Origin of the sequence: Streptomyces nojiriensis (assembly GCF_017639205.1) — a bacterium.
GTDB lineage: Bacteria > Actinomycetota > Actinomycetes > Streptomycetales > Streptomycetaceae > Streptomyces > Streptomyces nojiriensis.
Window position 1 is genome coordinate 5,119,879 of sequence record NZ_CP071139.1, and the last position, 19,318, is coordinate 5,139,196.

Consider the following 19,318-nt stretch of genomic DNA (forward strand, 5'->3'; position numbering starts at 1 on the left):
CTTAGCCTGGCCCCATGTCAGCGATCCGGCTTCTTGTCCTCGGCGCGGTCCGCCAGCACGGGCGGGCCCACGGGTACCAGGTACGCAACGACCTGGAGTACTGGGGCGCCCACGAGTGGTCGAACACCAAGCCCGGATCGATCTACCACGCGCTGAAGCAGATGGCGAAGCAGGGCGTCCTGCACGCGCACGAGGTGGCACCGAGCGCGGCGGGCGGGCCGCCGCGCACCGAGTACGAGGTGACGGACGCCGGCCGCGAGGAGTACTTCCGGCTGCTGCGCGAGGCGCTCGCGGCGTACGACCAGAAGACGGACGTGCTGTCGGCGGCGATCGGCTTCATGGTCGATCTGCCGCGGGCGGAGGTGCTCGCGCTGCTCCGGGAGCGGCTGGCGAAGCTGGCGCTCTGGCGGTCGTCGGTGACGGAGTACTACACGCCGGAGGGCGGCCCGGAGGCGCTCGGCCACATCGGCGAGATCATGCACATGTGGGTCCACTCCGCCGACGCGGAGGCGGAGTGGACCCGGGGGCTGATCGCCCGGATCGAGGGGGGCGCGTACTCCTTCGCGGGCGAGGGCGGCGAACCGTTCGTGGGGGTGCTGGCGGAAGGCCAGGAGAACCCGTACGCCTAATCAAGTTTGACTAGCCCATGGGTGGGCACTACCTTTGCGGATCCTGGTAATCAAATTTGATTAGTGAGGAACGGTTTTGGCGATCTCCGTCGAAGGTGTCCACAAGCGCTACGGCGACAAGCAGGCCCTGGCCGGGCTCGACCTGGAGGTGGCGCGCGGCACCGTGCACGCGGTGCTCGGCCCCAACGGCGCCGGCAAGACCACGGCCGTACGGATCATGAGCACCCTGCTCCGCCACGACGAGGGCGCGGTCCGGGTGGCGGGCCACGACGTCACCGCGGACCCGGCGGCCGTCCGCGCCCGGATCGGGCTGCTCGGCCAGCACGCTGCGCTCGACGAGGAACTGGCCGGGCGGCAGAACCTGGAGATGTTCGGCCGCCTCCACCACCTGGGCGCACGCCGGGCCGGGCGGCGCGCCGACGAACTGCTGGAGCGCTTCGGCCTCGCGGACACCGGCCGCAAGGCGGTGAAGCGGTACAGCGGCGGCATGCGGCGCAGGCTCGACCTCGCCGCCTCCCTGATCACGGACCCGGAGGTGCTGTTCCTGGACGAGCCGACCACCGGCCTCGACCCGCGCGGCCGCGCCGAGGTGTGGGGCGCGGTCCGCTCCCTGGTCGGCGGCGGCACGACCGTCCTGCTCACCACGCAGTACCTGGAGGAGGCCGACCGACTGGCCGACCGGATCGCCCTGATCGACGGCGGCCGGGTCGCGGCCGAGGGCACGGCCGACGAACTGAAGGCCCTGGTCGGGGCGGACCGGATCGTCGTGGTCCTGCGGGACGCGGCACGGCTGGCCGAGGCGGCGCGGCTGCTGCCCGACCCCTCCGTCGATCCCGACACCCTGACCCTGAGCTTCCCGGTGGCGGACCGGATGGCGGGCCTGGCCCGGACCCTGCGGACGCTGGAGGAGGCCGGCGTCGAGGCGGCCGACCTCGCCGTCCGGCGCCCCACGCTGGACGAGGTCTTCCTGCACCTGACGGACCGCGAGGAGGTGGCCGCATGAGCGCGGCATGGGTGGTCTCGGACTCCTGGACGATGACCCGGCGCGAGCTGGCCCACTGGGCGCGGCAGCCGGTCCAGATGGTCGTCGGCCTGGTCTTCCCCGTGATGATGCTGCTGATGTTCGGCTTCCTGGTGGGCGGCGGGCGCGGGATCGACGGCGAGTACGTCGAGTTCCTGGTCCCGGGGATGCTCGCCCTCACCATGGCCTTCGGGCTGGAGGCCACCCTGACCGCGGTCACCCAGGACCTGAGCAAGGGGGTGATCGACCGCTTCCGCGCCATGCCGATGTCCTCCTCCGCGGTCCTGGTGGGCCGCAGCGCCGCCGACATGCTCCAGTCGGCCGTGGGGCTGGCGGTCCTGGCCGCGGTCGGGCTGCTGCTCGGCTGGCGCTGGCACGACGGCGCGGCGGCCGCCCTCCTCGCCTTCGGGCTGCTCCTGCTGCTGCGCTTCGCGATGCTGTGGATCGGGATCTGGCTCGGCATGGTCGCGGGCCGGCCGGAGCTGGTGCAGGCGGTGCAGATCCTGGTGTGGCCGGTGGGCTTCCTGTCCAACGCGTTCGCCACGCCGGAGTCGATGCCGGGCTGGCTGGGAGCGGTGGTGGAATGGAATCCGCTCTCGGCGACGGCCACGGCCGTCCGCGACCTGTTCGGCAACCCGGCCGCGGCCCCGCCGTCGTGGGCCGCCGACCACGCGGCCCTGCTGGCCGTCGTCTGGCCGCTCCTGCTGCTCGCGGTCTTCTTCCCGCTGGCGGTGGGCCGCTACCGGGGCCTGAGCAGGTAGCCGCCGAAGAGGACTTGCACCTCACGCGGCGTGAGGAACCACAGTGAAGGGCGTACCCGACCAGAGGAGGGAAGAGATGGGCCACTCCGTGGGCCAGGTCGCCGGATTCGCCGGAGTCACGGTGCGCACCCTGCACCACTACGACGAGATCGGTCTGCTCTCGCCGAGCGGCCGCAGCGGCGCGGGCCACCGGCGGTACGACGACGCCGACCTGGACCGGCTGCAGCGGATCCTGTTCTACCGGGAGCTCGGCTTCCCCCTCGACGAGGTCGCGGCCCTGCTGGACGACCCGGACTCGGATCCGCAGGAGCATCTGCGCCGGCAGCATGCCCTGCTGACCGACCGGATCGCCCGGCTCCAGCAGATGGCCAAGGCCGTTGAGCACGCCATGGAGGCGAAGAAGATGGGCATCAACCTCACGCCCGAGGAGAAGTTCGAGGTCTTCGGGGACCAGGACCCGGAGCAGTACGCGCAGGAGGTCGAGGAGCGCTGGGGCGACACCCCGGCGTACGCCGAGTCGCAGCGCCGGGCGGCCTCGTACACCAAGGACGACTGGCAGCGGATCCAGGACGAGTCCGCCGACTGGGGCCGCCGGTACGTGGCGGCCATGGAGGCGGGCGAGCCCGCCGACGGCGAGCGCGCGATGGACCTGGCCGAGGAGCACCGCCTGCACATCCACAAGTGGTTCTACGACTGCCCGTACGAGATGCACACGTGCCTCGGCGAGATGTACGTGGCGGACGAGCGGTTCACGGCGTTCTACGACGCGATGAAGCCGGGGCTCGCCGAGCACCTGCGGGACGCGATCCTGGCGAACGGTGTGCGCAAGGTGTAAGCGGAATGTCACGCATGCGCCCCCCACCCGTACCTGGAACTGGGTGGGGGTCGTGTGCGTTGATAATTGAAAACCGCCCGTCCCGCTGCACGTCCCCCGATCCAGGAGAGCCCGGAACCCGTGTATACGCTTGCGCTCGGCCCTACGTGGCTGTCCCCGGACTATCTGATCTCGCACTTCGGTCTGATCGGCATCCTGGTCATCGTCTTCGCCGAGTCGGGACTCTTCGCGTTCCTCCCGGGCGACTCCCTGCTGTTCACGGCGGGCCTGCTGGTCGCGGACGGGCAGTACATCAAGCAGCCGCTGTGGCTGGTCTGCACCCTGATCGTGGCCGCCGCGATCATCGGTGACCAGGTCGGCTACATGATCGGCAAGTTCTTCGGGCCCAAGCTCTTCAACCGGCCGAAGTCCAAGCTCTTCAAGCGGGAGAACCTGGACAAGGCGCACGAGTTCATGGACAAGCACGGCCCCAAGGCCATCGTGCTCGCCCGCTTCGTGCCGATCATCCGCACCTTCGCCCCGATGGTCGCGGGCGCCGGCACGATGAAGTACCGCACCTTCCTGACCTACAACGTCATCGGCGGCATCGGCTGGGGTGCGGGCGTCACGATCGCCGGCTACTGGCTCGGCCAGATCGAGTTCATCAAGACGAACGTCGAGCCGATCCTGGTGGGCATCGTCCTGATCTCGGTCATCCCGGTGATCTTCGAGGTGCTGAAGGCCCGCAAGGAGGGCAAGGCGAACGCCGGCGCCGTGGCGGCCGAGGCCGTGGCCGACGGTTCCGCCCCGCAGGCCCCCGGCGCGCGCGGCCGCCACGCCAAGCGCTGAGGCCCGTCCGCAGCACCCCGTGCAAGCCCGTACCGCCCCGGAGGCCCGTGAGAGGCCCCGGGGCGTACGTGTGCCCGTGGGAGGCCGCGTACGGGGCCCTGCGGGGCTCCGGCGCTCAGAAGCCGCGGGTCCGCTTCGCCGCACGGCGCTTGGCGGCGCTCGTGGCCCCCGGGATGCGCATGAACAGCCGCGAGGCCTCCGACCCGAGGTTGACCCCGATCGCGATGGCCAGCGCGACGGCCGCGGCGTTCACCAGCGAGCCCAGGCCCTCGTTCAGCCGGTTCTCGGCGATCAGCAGCAGCCCGTAGTACACCGCCGAGCCGGGCAGCAGCGGGCCGATGGCGGCCGTCACGTACGGCAGGGCGGAGGCGAAGCGGTAGCGGGAGAAGAGCTGCCCGAAGAGGCCCACGAGCCCCGCCGCGATGGCCGTGGACGGTACGGGCGGGATGCCCCCCGCGTAGTGCAGGGCCCCGAAGGTGACCCAGGCGACCGCTCCGTTCAGCGTCACGATCCACACGGTGGAGCGTTCCTGCTGGAGCAGGATCGCGAAGGTGAACACCAGCACCATCGAGGCGGCGATCTGGATCAGCGGCCGCTGCTGGATCTGGAGGACCTCCTCCGGCCGCGGCGAGGCGTCGAACTGCAGCCCCACGTAGAGCACCACCAGTACGCCCATGATGATGCCGATGAAGAGGTACATGACCTCCAGCAGCCGGGCCGACGCGGTGATGTAGTAGCCGGTCAGGCCGTCCTGCACGGCCGCGACCACGGCCCGCCCCGGCAGCAGCGCGAACAGCCCGCCGGTGATCACGGCGGAGGCCTTGACGTCGATCCCCGTCATGTTGAGCGCGACCCCGAGGGCGGCCGGCGGCATCGCGGCGACCACGAACTGGTAGAACTCGGGCAGCCCGCGCCCGGCGCACAGCCAGGCCAGGCGGTCACCGAGCATCGCGCCGATCGCAGCGGCGAAGAAGACGAGGACCCCGCCGCCGACGAGGGTGGAGGCGGCCCCGGCGAGCAGTCCGGCGGAGGCCGTGAGCATCCAGCCGGGGTACGGGTGCCGGTTGCGGCGGATCTCGGCGAGGCGCCGGTAGGCCTCCTCCAGCGACACGTCGATCTCGTGGGCGCTGATGTCGTCCACGAGCCGGAACACGGCCGCGAGCCGGTTGTAGTCGGTGCCGCGGCGGCGCACGGTCCGGCTGGCCGAGACCGGGTCGCCCACCAGCGAGGGGTGGTGGGTGATCGACAGCATGGTGAAGGTGACGGTCGGCTCGCAGCGGTCCAGCCCGTACGAGCGGGCCACCGCGAACATCGCGGCCTCCACGTCCTCGGCGCCCTCACCGCCCGCGAGCAGCAGCTCCCCGATGCGCAGGGTCAGGTCGAGCACGCGGCCCACGGCGGGCCCGGTCTCGCTGTGGCGCTGCACGAGCTCCGGTACGGGGCGCACGTCGACCGGCATGCGCAGCATCGTGCGCATGCGGTCCTGCCAGGGCGATTCCTTCATCTGCGCGACGGGGAAGCCCTGGCCGGGGGTGTAGGCGGGCGGGGACTGCGCGGCCCGGTAGGTGGCCGGGGCGGCGAAGGCCGACCCCTCGGGCTCGGGCTCCACCGGATCGGCGCCCGCCGGACGGGCGAATTCCGAGGTGGGCTGGTCCTCCTCGGGAACGCCCGGCTCGATTCCGGGCGGCGGCGTGAAGGCGCTGTGCGCCTCGTCGGACTGGGGCTTCCTGTCCTCGGCCCCGTCGGCCTCCGCCACGCGTCCTCCAGTCCGTGATCACCCGGGGTATCAGTATGCGGAATCGTTTCCTCCCGCCGCACACCCAGCTTCCACCCGGTACCCGCCCGGCCGCGCGCGCCGCAGCGGCCCGCGAACGCGACGGCGGGCGGCATCCCCGAGGGATACCGCCCGCCATGTCACGAGGGGCGCGGGGGAGTGCCCCGGCCCGTTACCGCCGAGCGCGAGCTCAGTGGTGGCCGCCCTGCGCCTCCAGGCGCTTGAACGAGGCCTCGATCTCGGCCTCGGCCTCGGTGCGGCCGACCCAGTTCGCGCCCTCGACGGACTTGCCCGGCTCCAGGTCCTTGTAGACCTCGAAGAAGTGCTGGATCTCCAGGCGGTCGAACTCGGACACGTGGTGGATGTCGCGCAGGTGCTCGACACGCGGGTCGGAGGCCGGCACGCACAGCAGCTTGGCGTCGCCGCCCGCCTCGTCCGTCATGTTGAACATGCCGATGGCGCGGCACTTGATCAGGCAGCCCGGGAAGGTCGGCTCGTCAAGGATGACCAGCGCGTCCAGCGGGTCGCCGTCCTCGCCCAGGGTGTTCTCGACGAAGCCGTAGTCGGCCGGGTAGCTGGTCGAGGTGAAGAGGCGACGGTCCAGACGGATCCGGCCGGTCTCGTGGTCCACCTCGTACTTGTTCCGCGAACCCTTGGGGATCTCGATGGTGACGTCGAACTCCACGTCCTGCTCCTCCATGATCAGCTGCATTGCTTCGGGACTGCGTCGATTCGTCTGCGTGCGCGTCCGGCCCAGCCCTGCCGGGTGGGGTGCCATGCTCGCGGCAAGACGCAGTGGTTAAGTGTCCCTCACGCATATGTGTGATCGCGAAAGGGGCTGGTCCGAGGTGCCATTGGTCAAGACCTGGCAGCTCATCGCGGGGTCGGCCGTCGCCGGCCTCGCCCTGTCGGTGGCAGCGGTGGCCGCTGCCGGTCCTTGGGACTCCGGCCAGCGTAAGGCCGAGCGGGACAGGGCCGCCTCCTGGAGCCGTACGGGTGGCGCAGATCACGGTGGAGGGCCCGGCTCCGGGGCCCTGCCCGAGGCCGCGCCCAGCGCCCCCGGAGTGCTCGGCGCGATCGGCCCCGGCGTCCCGCGCGGGCAGAGCGCCCCCGCCGCGCCCGCCGCCGCCGGGGGCCTGGCCGCCGCGCTGAAGCCGCTGCTCGCCGACCCCGCGCTCGGCACCGTCCGTACCGCGTCCGTCGTCGACACCGCCACCGGCCAGGTCCTCTACGAGTCCGGGGCGCGGGACGCGATGACCCCCGCCTCCACCGTCAAGATCGCCACCGCCGCGGCCGCGCTGGCCGCCCTCGGCCCCGAGCACCGGATCCGGACCACCGTCACGCCCGACGCCGCCCCCGGACAGATCGTCCTGGTCGGCGGCGGCGACCCCTCGCTCACCGCGAAGAAGAAGAGCCCCGCCGGATCCGGCGGCAGCCTCGTCGCCCTCGCCGGAGACACCGCGCAGGCCCTCAAGGCCGCCGGCACCGACACCGTGACCCTCGGGTACGACGACAGCCTCTACACCGGCCCCGCCCGCCACCCGATCGGCGTCAACCCCAACATCGCTCCGGTGGCCGCCCTGACCGCCGACGAGGGCCGCCCCGACGACTCCACCTCCGGGCCCGTGGACCGGTCCGACGACCCCGCCAGGGACGCCGCCCGGGCCTTCCGCACCCTGCTGGCCGAACGCGGCATCAAGGTCACCGGCGAACCGGCGAAGGCCAAGGCCGCCGCCGGCGTCCAGCCGCTGGCCGTCACCCTCTCCACCCCCGTCGCCGGGCTCGTCGAGCGGATGCTGACCAGCAGCGACAACGACATCGCCGAGGCCCTCGCCCGGCAGACCGCCCTCGCCTCCGGCCGCCCCGCCAGCTTCGAGGGCGCCGAGCAGGCCGTCACCGACCGGCTCACCGCCCTCGGCATCGACACCTCCGGCTCCCGCTTCGCCGACGGCAGCGGCCTGAACCGCGCCGACAAGATCAGCGCGGGCCTGCTGACCGGGCTCCTCACCAAGGCCGCCGACCCCCAGCGCCCCGAGCTGCGGCCGGTCCTCACCGGACTGCCCGTCGCCGGATTCACCGGAACCCTCAAGGCCCGCAACTCCGGCAGCTCCCCGGCCGCCGGCCTGCTCCGCGCCAAGACCGGCACCCTGTCCGGGGTGAACTCCCTCTCCGGGACGGTCGTCGACCCCTCCGGTCGGCTCCTCGCCTTCGCCTTCCTGACGGCGAACACCCCCGGCCCCGAGGGCGCCGAGAAGGCCCTCGACAAGCTGGCCGCCGCCGTCGCGACCGCTTCGTAGGGGGTCCGCCGGAGGGCCGGTCCACGTACGGTTGACGCATGACGAGCATCGGTGGTGCGGAGATGGTCGACTGGAACCTCGCGGTGGCGACCGCGACCCGACTTGTACGACCCGGCCCGGAGGTCACCCGGGACGAGGCGCGGGCCGTCGTGGCCGAGCTGCGGCGGCACGCCAGGACCTCGGAACGGCACGTGCGCGAGTTCACCCGGATGATCCCCGAGGGGTCGGCCGTCCCCGACACGCCCGTCCTGGTCGTCGACCGGGCCGGCTGGGTCAAGGCCAACGTCGCCGGCTTCCGCGAACTGCTCCAGCCGCTCCTCGGCAAGATGCAGGACCGCCGCGCGGGCGCCTCCGGCGGAGCCGTCCTCGGCGCCGTCGGCGGCAAGGTCACCGGCGTCGAGCTGGGCATGCTGCTGAGCTTCCTGGCCTCCCGGGTCCTGGGCCAGTACGAGACCTTCGCGCCCGTCTCCCGGGACCTGCCCGCCTCCGCCGCCGGCGGCCGGCTGCTGCTCGTCGCCCCCAACATCGTGCACGTCGAGCGCGAGCTGGAGGTGCACCCGCACGACTTCCGGCTGTGGGTCTGCCTGCACGAGGAGACGCACCGTACACAGTTCACGGCCGTCCCGTGGCTGCGCGACCACCTCGAAGGCGAAATCCAGACGTTTCTCGGCGCCACCGAAGTGGACCCGTCCACCGTCCTGGAACGCATCCGTGAGGCCGCCCAGTCCTTCGCGGGCGCCCGCCCCGACGCCGAGCACGGCGACGAGGGCCGCTCCCTCGTGGAGCTCGTGCAGACCCCCGAGCAGCGCGAGATCCTGAGCCGGCTCACCGCCGTCATGTCCCTGCTGGAGGGCCACGCCGACTTCGTCATGGACGGGGTCGGCCCCCAGGTGGTGCCCTCGGTCGCCGAGATCCGGGAGAAGTTCCAGCAGCGCAGGGCCAGCGGGGCCGGCCGCCTCGACGCCGCCCTGCGCAAGCTGCTGGGCCTCGACGCCAAGCTGCGCCAGTACCGCGACGGCGAGCGCTTCGTACGCGCCGTCGTCGGCCAGGTCGGCATGGACGGCTTCAACCGGGTGTGGACCTCCCCGAACACACTGCCGACCAAGGCCGAGATCGCCAGGCCCGCCGACTGGGTGTCCCGGGTGCACAGCAAGGGGAGCGAACAGAGCGAAGCGGAGTGACACAGGGGGCGTAAACATGTCTCACTGGGGGAAGCAGCGTCACCCGTCCGAGGGACCGTGGGCCGTGGAAGGGCGTGCGATGCTCGGGGAACGGCTCGGTTCTGTCACCATCGACGCACTCTGAGTGACATCCTCCCGTTCCCCGGGGGCGCCGGGCAGCAGCACCCCAGCACACCACCCCAACGCCTCCGAGGCATCCGAACTCCATCGAAGGGCACCGGACATGGGTCCCCATCCTGCGGTCGCGGCGATACGCCTGGCGGTCCGCCGCGTACTCCACGACGTCCTCACCGATCACACGGGCAGTTCCGCCGGCCCCCGCCGCGCCGGGGGCCCCCTGCCGCTCGTCCTCGTCGCCTGCTCCGGCGGCGCCGACTCCATGGCGCTCGCCTCCGCCCTCGCCTTCGAGGCCCCCAAGCTCGGCATCCGGGCCGGCGGCATCACCGTCGACCACGGACTGCAGCCCGGCTCCGACCTGCGCGCCGCCGAGGTGGTCACCCGCATGACCGCACTCGGCCTCGACCCGGTGGAGTCCGTCGCCGTGCGCGTCGGCCGCGACGGCGGACCCGAGGCCGCCGCCCGCGACGCCCGCTACGGGGCCCTGGACGAAGCCGCGGACCGCCTCGGCGCCGCCGCCGTGCTGCTCGGCCACACCCGGGACGATCAAGCCGAAACCGTCCTGCTGGGCCTCGCCCGCGGCTCCGGCATCCGCTCGCTCTCCGGCATGCCGGAGGTCTCCGGCGGCAGCGCGGGCCGCACGAACCGCTACCGCCGCCCCTTCCTCCAGGTCGACCGGCAGACCGCCCGCAAGGCCTGCATGGTCCAGTCCCTCCCCGTCTGGGACGACCCGCACAACATCGACCCCGCCTACACCCGCTCCCGGCTGCGCCACGAGGGACTGCCCGCCCTGGAGAAGGCGCTCGGCAAGGGAGTCGTCGAGGCACTCGCCCGCACCGCGCAGCTCTCCCGGGACGACGCCGACGCCCTGGACGCCTGGGCCGCCGAGGCGGAGACCGGCGTACGCGACGCCGACGGCCGCCTGGAGTGCGCCAAGCTCTACGCCCTGCCCCCGGCCGTCCGCCGCCGCGTGCTGCGCAGGGCCGTCGTCGCGGCGGGTTCCCCCGCGGGTTCCCTCTTCGCCCGCCACATCGAAGAAGTCGACCGCCTCATCACCGGATGGCGCGGTCAGGGCGCCATCAACCTGCCCGGCCGGGTCGAGGCCCAGCGGCAGGGTGGCAGACTTGTCATCCGGCAGGGCTGATTGGTGCTGAAACACGGCTGAGTCCTCCGGGGTCGCCCCCGGAGCCCCGGCCGACAACGAAAGTGATGCGGGTGGACGAGAAGGACATGGGCAACGACCTCCAGTCGGTGCTCATCACCAAGGAAGAGATCGACGCGAAGCTGGCCGAGCTGGCCGCGAAGATCGACGCGGAGTACGCGGGCAAGGACCTGCTCATCGTCGGTGTGCTCAAGGGCGCCGTGATGGTGATGGCGGACCTGGCGCGTGCCTTGTCCACCCCGCTCACCATGGACTGGATGGCGGTGTCCTCGTACGGCGCCGGGACCCAGTCCTCCGGCGTGGTGCGGATCCTCAAGGACCTGGACACCGACATCAAGGACAAGCACGTCCTGATCGTCGAGGACATCATCGACTCCGGCCTGACGCTGTCCTGGCTGCTGTCGAACCTGGGCTCCCGCCAGCCGGCCTCCCTGGAGGTCGTCACGCTGCTGCGCAAGCCCGAGGCGGCGAAGGTCGCGATCGACGTGAAGTGGGTCGGCTTCGACATCCCCAACGAGTTCGTCGTGGGCTACGGCCTGGACTACGCGGAGAAGTACCGCAACCTGCCGTTCGTCGGCACGCTCGCCCCGCACGTCTACGGCGGCTGATCCCGCTTCCGCCCCCGGGAACCCCGCCGGTCTGCGGGGAACCTGGGGGCGTTCCCCGCCGTTGAAGCAGGGGAAGACGGGTCTGTCAGCCGTCCCACAGGGCCGCGGGTGACAATTCAGGGGTACATTCCGAAGAACAGTCTTTACTCACAGCAGCATTTACCTACGGGCAGGAGGGACGGGACGCCTGGCGTCCCGTATGGATGGACGTGAAGCGATACTTCCGTGGGCCGGTCATGTGGATCGTGCTGGCCGTCCTCGCCGTGGTCGTGTTGATGAATGTCGTCGGCTCCGGCGGCGGCTACAAGTCGGTGGACACCAGCGAGGTCATCAAGGCGATCAACACTGGCCAGGTGGAGACAGCCAAGCTGACCACCGGCGACAGCCAGATGATCAAGATCGAGCTCAAGCAAGGCGAGAAGCTCGGCAAGCACGACGGCACCAAGTTCCAGGCCAACTACATCGGGGATCAGGGCGTCCAGCTCGCCCAGAGCCTCCAGACCAAGTACGACGCCGGTCAGATCCCGGACGGGTACTCCGTCACTCCGGACAAGACCAGCCCGTTCCTGAGCGTGCTGCTCTCGCTCCTGCCCTTCGTTCTCATCGTCGTTGTCTTCCTGTTCCTGATGAACCAGATGCAGGGTGGCGGCTCCCGGGTCATGAACTTCGGGAAGTCCAAGGCCAAGCTCATCACCAAGGACACCCCGAAGACCACGTTCGCCGATGTCGCGGGCTCGGACGAGGCCGTCGAGGAACTCCACGAGATCAAGGAGTTCCTGCAGGAGCCGGCGAAGTTCCAGGCCGTCGGCGCCAAGATCCCCAAGGGCGTGCTGCTGTACGGCCCGCCCGGCACCGGCAAGACCCTGCTCGCGCGTGCCGTCGCGGGCGAGGCCGGCGTCCCCTTCTACTCGATCTCCGGTTCCGACTTCGTCGAGATGTTCGTCGGTGTCGGTGCCTCGCGTGTCCGTGACCTGTTCGAGCAGGCCAAGGCCAACGCCCCGGCGATCGTCTTCGTCGACGAGATCGACGCCGTCGGCCGGCACCGCGGTGCGGGTCTCGGCGGCGGTCACGACGAGCGCGAGCAGACCCTCAACCAGCTGCTGGTCGAGATGGACGGCTTCGACGTGAAGGGCGGCGTCATCCTGATCGCCGCCACGAACCGCCCGGACATCCTCGACCCGGCGCTGCTGCGCCCGGGCCGCTTCGACCGGCAGATCGCGGTCGACCGCCCGGACATGCAGGGCCGTCTGGAGATCCTCAAGGTCCACCAGAAGGGCAAGCCGGTCGCCCCGGACGTCGACCTGGGCGCCGTCGCCCGTCGCACGCCCGGCTTCACCGGTGCCGATCTCTCCAACGTCCTGAACGAGGCCGCGCTGCTCACGGCCCGCTCGGACAAGAAGCTGATCGACAACCACTCGCTGGACGAGGCGATCGACCGCGTCGTGGCGGGCCCGCAGAAGCGGACCCGGATCATGTCGGACCGGGAGAAGAAGATCACCGCGTACCACGAGGGCGGACACGCCCTGGTCGCGGCGGCCTCCCCGAACTCCGACCCGGTCCACAAGATCACGATCCTGTCCCGCGGCCGGGCCCTGGGCTACACCATGGTCCTGCCCGACGAGGACAAGTACTCGACCACGCGCAACGAGATGCTCGACCAGCTGGCGTACATGCTGGGCGGGCGCGCGGCGGAGGAGCTGGTCTTCCACGACCCGACCACCGGCGCGGCGAACGACATCGAGAAGGCCACCGCCACGGCGCGGGCCATGGTCACGCAGTACGGCATGACCGAGCGTCTCGGTGCGATCAAGTTCGGCGGCGACAACACCGAGCCGTTCCTGGGCCGCGAGATGTCGCACCCGCGGGACTACTCGGAAGAGGTCGCGGCGCTGGTCGACGAAGAGGTCAAGAAGCTCATCGAGACCGCGCACAACGAGGCCTGGGAGATCCTGGTCGAGAACCGTGACGTCCTCGACAACCTGGTCCTCGCGCTGCTGGAGAAGGAGACGCTGAACAAGGAGCAGATCGCCGAGATCTTCTCGACGATCGTGAAGCGTCCGGCCCGCCCCGCGTGGACCGGCTCCGCCCGCCGCACCCCCTCCACCCGTCCGCCGGTGCTCTCTCCCAAGGAGCTCCAGCTGACGAACTCGGCGAACGGCACGTCGGCCAGTGTCGCGCCGGTCTCCACGGAGAAGGGCATCGAAGTGGCTCCCGAGGACCGCGCAGAGTAGTTCGCGGGCCGATCCACCCGGAATGGAAGCCGTGCCCCCCAGGTTCTAGCCTGGGGGGCGCGGTGTTTTTTTCACAGGAACGAGGAATCGATGACGGACCCAGTGACCCTGACCGGCGATGAGGGCACGATCGGCGTGTTCGACGAGAAGCGCGCCGAGGCGGCGGTCCGTGAGCTCCTGATCGCGGTCGGCGAGGACCCGGACCGCGAGGGCCTCCTGGAGACCCCGGCGCGCGTGGCGCGGGCGTACAAGGAGATCCTGGGGGGTCTGTGGCAGAAGCCCGAAGACGTCCTGACGACGGTCTTCGACCTGGGGCATGACGAGATGGTCCTGGTGAAGGACATCGAAATCGTGAGCCTGTGCGAACATCACCTGCTGCCGTTCCACGGAGTCGCCCACGTCGGCTACATCCCGGCGGAGAACGGCAAGATCACGGGCCTGTCGAAGCTGGCTCGCCTCGTGGACGTCTTCGCCCGCCGACCGCAGGTGCAGGAGCGACTGACCACGCAGATCGCGGACTCGCTGATGGAGATCCTCGACGCGCGCGGTGCCATCGTGGTGATCGAGGCCGAGCACATGTGCATGTCGGTCCGCGGCATACGCAAGCCGGGCGCCAAGACCACCACGTCCGCGGTCCGCGGCCAGCTCCGCGCCACGGCCACCCGTGCCGAGGCGATGAGCCTGATCATGGCGCGCTAGCCGGATTGTCGGCACTGTCCGCTACGGTCCCCCTCCAAGGCGTCACGGAGGGGGACCGATGCATTGGGGCGTACCGCGAGACGGAGGAGCACCCTCTCGAACTCGATGAGTCGGCGTGGGTCGAGGTCGGAGCCGTCACGCCACGTGCACCCAGCGCCAAGCCGTCCACCCCGTACGACTTCGGCCTAGGCGCGGGCCGGGGCCTTGCCCGGGTCTTCGTCCTCCGGGAGTTTGAGGACGTGCTCCAGGAAGAGGGCGGCGGCGATGACCGCCGCGCCCGCCAGGACCGAGAAGCCGGCGTACCAGGCCTGGTCGCGGCGGGCGGGGACGTCGAGGGCGTCGGTCAGCAGGAAGACGCCCACACCGCCGTACATGCCCGCCACCAGCGCCGCCACCAGGGCACTGGCCTGCCCGAACACCACCGCGCGGGCCGCCATCAGCGGCTCCACTCCCTTGGCGCCCGGGCGGCGCTCGCGCTGGGCCTTGAGGCGGGCACGCATGGACAGGGCCGTGGCCAGGAGCACCGCCGCGATGACGCCCAGGACGATCGGCGCGGCCAGCGGAACGCCCGGCAGGGTGCCGTACGCGTTCCACAGCCGGGCACCGGCCCAGGACAGGACCCCGGCGACCACGAAGATGCCCGCCAGGACCCCCGGCCTCAGTTGCTTCACTTGCCCGTTCCCCACTTTCAGCGAGTAGCCGTGAACAGGCTACTAACGACTACTCGGGGAGGTGGAGTTCCAGGTCGGGACGCGGCTCCACGCCGACCAGGCCGATTTCGGCCAGCAGCGCCGTGACCGGGCCGCGGCCCGGGATCTGGGCCTCCGGGTCGATGTCGTGCCAGGGGGCCAGTACGAAGGCACGCTGGTGGGCGCGCGGGTGCGGGAGGGTGAGGACCGGGTCGTCGGAGACCCGGTCGGCGTACGCGACGATGTCCACGTCGATCGTGCGCGGGCCCCAGCGCTCCTCGCGGACGCGGTCGAAGGCCTCCTCGACGGCGTGCGCGCGCTCCAGGAGCGAGGACGGCGGCAGGGTGGTCTTCACGGCGACGACCGCGTTGAGGTACGAGGGCTGCGAGCCGGGCTCGACGCCCCACGGCTCGGTCTCGTAGACGGGGGAGACGGCCTTGACCCGCATGCCGGGCGTGTCGCCGAGGGCGTCGATGGCGCCCTGCAGGGTCTCCAGCCGGTTGCCGAGGTTCGCACCGAGCGCGATCACGGCCCATTTGGGGTTGGACAGGGTCACGTCCGCCGCGTCGACCGTCTCCACGACGGAGGCGGGTACCGGCTGGACGGTGGGGTCGCTCTGAGCGTTCAGTCCGTTGTTCATGCGCGGCTCCGGGTGATCGTGATGGTCACGTCGTCGAAGGGGACGGTGATGGGCGCGTCCGGCTTGTGGACGACGACCTCCACCTGCGCCACCGCTTCGTGCTTGAGGCACTGCTGGGCGATTCGCTCGGCCAGGGTTTCGATCAGGTCGACGGGCTCGCCCTGGACCACGTCGACGACCTCCTCGGCGACGACCCCGTAGTGCACGGTCTTCGCCAGGTCGTCTCCGGCCGCCGCGGGGCGGGTGTCGAGGTGCAGCACGAGGTCGACGATGAAGGTCTGGCCTTCCTCGCGTTCCCGGGGGAAGACGCCGTGGTGCCCGCGAGCCTTGAGGCCGCGCAGCGCGACACGATCCACGCGAATCACTCCTGCTTTCGTAGGTGCTTCCGGTCCCGGGGCTCCCCGGGGCCATGGCTGCGCCGAGTGCGGTCGGCGTCGTCCGTCTTCGAATTTACCTGCGAAATACTCCGGCTCCCGCCGGAGGGGTCAGGAGGCGTCCTCCTCCTCGTCGTCGTCGGACTCCGTGAGGACGGGAGAACCGTGGTGGGACCAGAGCCGCCAGCCCTCGGATGTGCGTCGGAACACATTCGTCGCGACGACCAGCTGACCGACGAGCGGGCCGAGTTCCCCGCCGTCCTCGGCGGGGCCGCCGCTGAGGATGTTCTCCGTGCACGTCACCAGGGCGGTATCACCTATTACGGCCACTTTGGTGTCGGTGAGGAAGAACTGGATGTAGTCCGTGTGCGACATGATGAGCGCGTACGAGCGCAGGACCTCGCCGCGGCCCGAGAGCACCGGCCAGCCGGGGTGGACGCAAGAGATCTCGTCCTCCAGCCAGAGCGCCGACAGTGAGTCGAAGTCCCCCCGCTCCATTGCCTCGTAGAAGGCCGTGTTGACCTCTTCGACCGCCTCGATGTCGGTTCTGCTCACGGTGCTCCTTGTCGGTGGGTGAGGATCAGACTGCCCCTTCGACGGCGCGGGCCACCCGTACGGCGTCCGCGGTCGCCCGTACCTCGTGCACCCGTACGGCCCAGGCGCCCTGGTGGGCGGCGATCGCGGAGACGGCGGCCGTGGCGGCGTCCCGCTCGCGGGCGGGGGGCGGGGTGGTGTCGGTCCCGCCGGCCAGGACCCGGCCGAGGAAACGCTTCCTCGACGCGGCGACCAGCAGCGGGAAGCCCAGCGCGCGCAGCTCGGGCAGGTGGGCGACGAGGGCCAGGTCGTGCTCGGCGTTCTTGGCGAAGCCGAGTCCGGGGTCGACGAGGAGCCGCTCGGGGGCGATCCCGCCGGCCACGACCGCGTCGATCCGGGTCCGCAGTTCGGCGGTGACCTCGGCGACCACGTCGTCGTAGACGGCGAGGCTGTTCATTCCGGCGCTGAAGCCGCGCCAGTGCATCACGACGAAGGGCACCTCGGCGGCGGCGACGGCCGGGATCATCCCGGGGTCGGCCAGGCCGCCGCTGACGTCGTTGACCAGGGCCGCGCCGGCCTCGACGGCCCGCGCGGCGACGGTCGCGCGCATGGTGTCCACGGAGACGGTGACGCCTTCGGAGGCCAGGCCGCGGACCACGGGGACGACCCGGCGCAGCTCCTCCTCCTCGTCGACGCGGGTGGCACCGGGGCGGGTGGACTCGCCGCCGACGTCGACGAGGTCGGCGCCGTGCTCGACGAGGTCGAGGCCGCGCTTGACCGCGGCGGTGGTGTCGAACCAGCGACCGCCGTCGGAGAAGGAGTCGGGGGTGACGTTGACGACGCCCATGACGGCGCAGCGGTCCCAGTCCGGCAGACCTGCGACCCGGCCCCTGCTGGTGGCTCCGCGCTTCGTGTTCATAGGTCCAAGGGTAGGGCTGACCTGGATACGACAGGGCCCCGGCGCCGTGCGGCGGCCGGGGCCCGGCTGACGGGTCTTGTACCCGCGCGGCCCGGGTCTACGCGGCCTGGACCTCGCGCTCCGACTGCTTGGGCACGGTCGTCATGTGGTTGTGCGTGCAGGTGCGCACCGGCCTGGGACGGCGGCGGCTGGCGAAGAGCCGGGGCAGGGCCACCGTGACGAAGCCCTCGGCCTGCATCACCGCGAAGCCGATGCGGGGCAGGTCGCGGGTGGTGCGGTAGACCATGAAGCGCGGCTCCCAGCGGGGGCGGAACTTCTCGTTGAACTTGTAGAGCGACTCGATCTGGAACCAGCGGGAGAGGAAGACCAGCAGGCCGCGCCACATCCGCAGGACCGGGCCGGCGCCGATCTTCTCGCCGCGGGCGAGGGCCGCGCGGAACATCGCGAAGTTCAGCGAGACCTTCTCGATCTTCAGGTCGGGGGCGGCCTGGAGGGAGGCGACGATCAGCAGCTCGTTCATGCCGGGGTCGGCGGCGCGGTCGCGGCGCATCAGCTCCAGCGACATGCCGTCGGTGCCCCACGGGACGAAGTGCAGGACGGCCTTCAGGTCGCCGAACGGGCTGGTGTCGCCCTCCTCCACGCGGTGCGCGGTGGCGATGAAGCAGTCGCCGTCGCCCTCCTCGCCGACCCGGCCCAGGGCCATCGAGAAGCCGCGCTCGGTGTCGGTGCCGCGCCAGGCCTCGGCCGCGCCGCGGACCCGTTCCAGCTCCTCGTCGGTCAGCTCGCTGACCCGGCGGACCTGGGTGGTGTAGCCGTTGCGCTCGATGCGCTTCACCATCTGGCGGACATTTCGCATGGGACGGCCCGCGAGGGAGAAGTCTTTGACATCGACAATCGCCTCGTCACCCAGCTCCAGGGCGTCCAGACCGGTCTCGCGGGTCCAGACCTCGCCACCGGTCTCGCTGCAGCCCACGACGGCCGGGGTCCAGGAGTGGGCCTTGGCCTCCTCCATGAACCGCTCGATCGCGCCCGGCCAGGCCTCGACGTCACCGATGGGGTCGCCGGAGGCGAGCATCACGCCGGAGACGACGCGGTAGGTGACGGCGGCCTTGCCGCTGGGGGAGAAGACGACGGCCTTGTCGCGGCGCAGCGCGAAGTGGCCGAGCGAGTCGCGGCCGCCGTGCTTGGCGAGCAGTTCGCGCAGCTTGCCCTCGTCGTCGGCGGTGAGCCGGGCGGCGGGGTGCTCGGGGCGGAACGCCAGGTAGATGGTGGTGAGGGCGGTCAGCATGCCGAGGGCACCGAGGGAGTAGCCGACGGTCCAGGACACCTGGCCCGCGTAGTCGACGGGGCCCTCGAAGCCGAAGAGGCCGTAGACGACGTGCGTGATCTGCTCGTACAGGCTCGGGTTGCCGACGACCCGGTTCGGGTGGACGTTCACGATGAGCAGGCCGAGCCCGATGGAGCCGGCGCTCATCAGTACGAAGTTGGCGAGGGCCCTCCAGCGGCTGCGCGGGTCGGGCAGCGCCTTGAATTCGTTCTGGTGGCGCAGCAGCAGCGCGAAGAGCACCGCCGCGATGATCACGCCGGGGATCGAGTGCCGGTAGAGGAACTGCGCCACGGCGCCGGCCGGCAGCAGCACCACCGCAGCCCGCCAGGCCCGGCGCTTGCGGCGCTTGAGGCCGTGCGCGAGCAGCAGGAGCAGTACGCCCGCGCTGATGGCGAGGGCCGCTGCGAAGGGGCCGAACACCGGCAGCACCTCGGCGAGCGCGTGGATCCGGCTGTGCCGGAACCGCGGGAACACCCCTGCCGCGACGTCCAGAAGGCCGACGATCATGACGGCCGTACCTACCAGGCCGGGCACCGACTCCGGCTGTGGGCCTCGGAGGATTCGGCGGACCCTGCTCGGAACCTGTCCCGACTTATCGCCATCTATCCTGCTAGACATCGCTTCCCGTTGCTCCGCGAGAGATCATGTGGCCGAAGGCCGCGACAGCCTCCGGTGTGTGGTGCGTCCCTTAG

18 protein-coding genes and 1 pseudogene are annotated in these 19,318 nt (G+C 71.2%); 11 read left to right on the forward strand and 8 right to left on the reverse strand.

The genetic code is table 11. The features are described 5' to 3' along the window. Positions 1 to 14: 14 nt before the first annotated feature. The 5 genes and pseudogenes from JYK04_RS23885 to JYK04_RS23905 form a co-directional block, all read left to right on the forward strand. Positions 15 to 629: a PadR family transcriptional regulator gene (locus tag JYK04_RS23885; RefSeq protein WP_189743996.1), complete on the forward strand. Its 615-nt coding sequence runs from the start codon at positions 15 to 17 to the stop codon at positions 627 to 629. Between the two features lie 76 nt (positions 630 to 705). Beyond that, positions 706 to 1,632, forward strand: a complete 927-nt coding sequence (locus tag JYK04_RS23890) for an ATP-binding cassette domain-containing protein (protein ID WP_189743998.1) — start codon at positions 706 to 708, stop codon at positions 1,630 to 1,632. Then, positions 1,629 to 2,411 (forward strand): ABC transporter permease, encoded by a 783-nt coding sequence (locus JYK04_RS23895; protein WP_189744000.1) that lies wholly within the window; start codon positions 1,629 to 1,631, stop codon positions 2,409 to 2,411. The genes JYK04_RS23890 and JYK04_RS23895 overlap by 4 nt, the downstream gene beginning before the upstream one ends. A 76-nt stretch (positions 2,412 to 2,487) precedes the next feature. Next, entirely contained in the window at positions 2,488 to 3,246 is a 759-nt protein-coding gene (locus tag JYK04_RS23900) for a MerR family transcriptional regulator (RefSeq protein WP_189744002.1), read from the forward strand. A gap of 120 nt (positions 3,247 to 3,366) precedes the next feature. After that, positions 3,367 to 4,044 (forward strand): annotated as a pseudogene (locus JYK04_RS23905) (DedA family protein); the annotation flags it as partial. A gap of 145 nt (positions 4,045 to 4,189) precedes the next feature. Here JYK04_RS23905 and JYK04_RS23910 read toward each other — a convergent pair. Both JYK04_RS23910 and JYK04_RS23915 read right to left on the reverse strand, forming a co-directional pair. Beyond that, positions 4,190 to 5,830, reverse strand: coding sequence for a threonine/serine exporter family protein (locus JYK04_RS23910; protein WP_189744006.1), 1,641 nt, complete (start codon positions 5,828 to 5,830; stop codon positions 4,190 to 4,192). Between the two features lie 208 nt (positions 5,831 to 6,038). Then, a complete protein-coding gene (locus JYK04_RS23915) occupies positions 6,039 to 6,533 on the reverse strand; it encodes an inorganic diphosphatase (protein ID WP_030756147.1) in 495 nt (164 codons plus the stop codon). A 133-nt stretch (positions 6,534 to 6,666) separates the two neighbouring features. Between JYK04_RS23915 and dacB the strand changes: the two genes are divergently transcribed. The 6 genes from dacB to folE all read left to right on the forward strand — a co-directional run bounded on the left by dacB (position 6,667) and on the right by folE (position 14,143). After that, the gene (gene dacB, locus JYK04_RS23920) at positions 6,667 to 8,145 is read left to right on the forward strand and encodes a D-alanyl-D-alanine carboxypeptidase/D-alanyl-D-alanine endopeptidase (RefSeq protein ID WP_189744008.1); all 1,479 of its coding nucleotides are present in this window, start codon (positions 6,667 to 6,669) and stop codon (positions 8,143 to 8,145) included. Between the two features lie 38 nt (positions 8,146 to 8,183). After that, positions 8,184 to 9,326 carry a zinc-dependent metalloprotease gene (locus tag JYK04_RS23925; protein WP_189744009.1) on the forward strand — a complete coding sequence of 381 codons (1,143 nt, stop codon included), beginning with the start codon at positions 8,184 to 8,186 and terminating at the stop codon, positions 9,324 to 9,326. 223 nt (positions 9,327 to 9,549) lie between these two features. Beyond that, positions 9,550 to 10,587, forward strand: a complete 1,038-nt coding sequence (gene tilS / locus JYK04_RS23930; protein WP_189744011.1) for a tRNA lysidine(34) synthetase TilS — start codon at positions 9,550 to 9,552, stop codon at positions 10,585 to 10,587. Positions 10,588 to 10,652: 65 nt separating this feature from the next. Next, the gene (hpt, locus tag JYK04_RS23935; protein ID WP_030010907.1) at positions 10,653 to 11,213 is read left to right on the forward strand and encodes a hypoxanthine phosphoribosyltransferase; all 561 of its coding nucleotides are present in this window, start codon (positions 10,653 to 10,655) and stop codon (positions 11,211 to 11,213) included. A 203-nt stretch (positions 11,214 to 11,416) separates the two neighbouring features. Further along, complete coding sequence (gene ftsH / locus JYK04_RS23940; RefSeq protein ID WP_189744014.1) at positions 11,417 to 13,444, forward strand: ATP-dependent zinc metalloprotease FtsH; 2,028 nt, start codon at positions 11,417 to 11,419, stop codon at positions 13,442 to 13,444. Positions 13,445 to 13,534: 90 nt separating this feature from the next. After that, positions 13,535 to 14,143, forward strand: a complete 609-nt coding sequence (folE, locus tag JYK04_RS23945) for a GTP cyclohydrolase I FolE (protein ID WP_189744016.1) — start codon at positions 13,535 to 13,537, stop codon at positions 14,141 to 14,143. Positions 14,144 to 14,328: 185 nt separating this feature from the next. Here folE and JYK04_RS23950 read toward each other — a convergent pair whose 3' ends face one another. The 6 genes from JYK04_RS23950 to JYK04_RS23975 form a co-directional block, all read right to left on the reverse strand. Beyond that, positions 14,329 to 14,814 carry a DUF3180 domain-containing protein gene (locus JYK04_RS23950; RefSeq protein ID WP_189744018.1) on the reverse strand — a complete coding sequence of 162 codons (486 nt, stop codon included), beginning with the start codon at positions 14,812 to 14,814 and terminating at the stop codon, positions 14,329 to 14,331. Between the two features lie 49 nt (positions 14,815 to 14,863). Continuing rightward, entirely contained in the window at positions 14,864 to 15,472 is a 609-nt protein-coding gene (gene folK / locus JYK04_RS23955; RefSeq protein WP_189744020.1) for a 2-amino-4-hydroxy-6-hydroxymethyldihydropteridine diphosphokinase, read from the reverse strand. Then, positions 15,469 to 15,828: a dihydroneopterin aldolase gene (folB, locus tag JYK04_RS23960; protein ID WP_030010912.1), complete on the reverse strand. Its 360-nt coding sequence runs from the start codon at positions 15,826 to 15,828 to the stop codon at positions 15,469 to 15,471. Before folB ends, folK begins: the two co-directional genes overlap by 4 nt. Before the next feature lie 129 nt (positions 15,829 to 15,957). Continuing rightward, positions 15,958 to 16,401: a nuclear transport factor 2 family protein gene (locus JYK04_RS23965; RefSeq protein ID WP_030726966.1), complete on the reverse strand. Its 444-nt coding sequence runs from the start codon at positions 16,399 to 16,401 to the stop codon at positions 15,958 to 15,960. Positions 16,402 to 16,426: 25 nt separating this feature from the next. Next, a complete protein-coding gene (gene folP / locus JYK04_RS23970; RefSeq protein WP_189744022.1) occupies positions 16,427 to 17,299 on the reverse strand; it encodes a dihydropteroate synthase in 873 nt (290 codons plus the stop codon). A 97-nt stretch (positions 17,300 to 17,396) separates the two neighbouring features. Next, on the reverse strand, positions 17,397 to 19,244 hold the full coding sequence (locus JYK04_RS23975; protein ID WP_189744024.1) for a phosphatidylglycerol lysyltransferase domain-containing protein: 1,848 nt from the start codon (positions 19,242 to 19,244) through the stop codon (positions 17,397 to 17,399). Positions 19,245 to 19,318: the final 74 nt, after the last annotated feature.

Excerpts from the sequence above, each read along its gene's own strand:
- folK (WP_189744020.1), bottom strand. The coding sequence starts at position 15,472 with ATGAACAACGGACTGAACGCTCAGAGCGACCCCACCGTCCAGCCGGTA.
- JYK04_RS23885 (WP_189743996.1), top strand. The coding sequence starts at position 15 with ATGTCAGCGATCCGGCTTCTTGTCCTCGGCGCGGTCCGCCAGCACGGG.
- ftsH (WP_189744014.1), top strand. The coding sequence starts at position 11,417 with ATGGACGTGAAGCGATACTTCCGTGGGCCGGTCATGTGGATCGTGCTG.
- JYK04_RS23925 (WP_189744009.1), top strand. The coding sequence starts at position 8,184 with ATGACGAGCATCGGTGGTGCGGAGATGGTCGACTGGAACCTCGCGGTG.
- hpt (WP_030010907.1), top strand. The coding sequence starts at position 10,653 with ATGCGGGTGGACGAGAAGGACATGGGCAACGACCTCCAGTCGGTGCTC.
- folP (WP_189744022.1), bottom strand. The coding sequence starts at position 17,299 with ATGAACACGAAGCGCGGAGCCACCAGCAGGGGCCGGGTCGCAGGTCTG.
- JYK04_RS23900 (WP_189744002.1), top strand. The coding sequence starts at position 2,488 with ATGGGCCACTCCGTGGGCCAGGTCGCCGGATTCGCCGGAGTCACGGTG.
- tilS (WP_189744011.1), top strand. The coding sequence starts at position 9,550 with ATGGGTCCCCATCCTGCGGTCGCGGCGATACGCCTGGCGGTCCGCCGC.
- folE (WP_189744016.1), top strand. The coding sequence starts at position 13,535 with ATGACGGACCCAGTGACCCTGACCGGCGATGAGGGCACGATCGGCGTG.
- dacB (WP_189744008.1), top strand. The coding sequence starts at position 6,667 with ATGTGTGATCGCGAAAGGGGCTGGTCCGAGGTGCCATTGGTCAAGACC.
- JYK04_RS23895 (WP_189744000.1), top strand. The coding sequence starts at position 1,629 with ATGAGCGCGGCATGGGTGGTCTCGGACTCCTGGACGATGACCCGGCGC.
- JYK04_RS23975 (WP_189744024.1), bottom strand. The coding sequence starts at position 19,244 with ATGTCTAGCAGGATAGATGGCGATAAGTCGGGACAGGTTCCGAGCAGG.